The organism is Oleiphilus sp. HI0123, assembly GCF_001635315.1.
In genome coordinates, this window is record NZ_LWGE01000337.1 from 1 (window position 1) to 415 (window position 415).

1 protein-coding gene is annotated in these 415 nt (G+C 46.0%); it reads left to right on the plus strand.

All coding sequences use genetic code 11. The annotated features are described in order from the left end of the window. Window positions 1–14 precede the first annotated feature (14 nt). Entirely contained in the window at window positions 15–161 is a 147-nt protein-coding gene (locus A3761_RS28910) for a SlyX family protein (protein ID WP_369808162.1), read from the plus strand. Window positions 162–415 lie beyond the last annotated feature (254 nt).

The window sequence follows — 415 nt, forward strand, 5'->3', positions numbered from 1 at the left end:
TTCAAGATGATTTACTGAACACCCTCAACGATGTAATCACTAAGCAGGACAGGGAAATCCAAGATTTGTGGGTAGCGAACCGACTATTAAAAGAAGGGCTTGGGGAACTTAAATCTGGCAGCGCAAGCACTGAGCAGGAGCCGCCCCCGCCGCACTATTAGCACTATTAGCACTATATAAAGTAGTGCTAAAAAGCGAGATAACTCTGCTCACGCCACCCTCATTTGGCAGCGCAGTAAATCAGGCCAGTTTTTTGGGCGATTTTGAAATCGAAACCACTTTTGGCTTTACGGGTGCTTCTTCATTCGCTGAAGCATTATGTTCGGGTATCAACTCATGCTGAGATTGCTTCCAAACAAGGTCATCAATCTCGTTCGATGGGTTATACCCTAGAGGCGCTTTAAGTAGCGTCTCA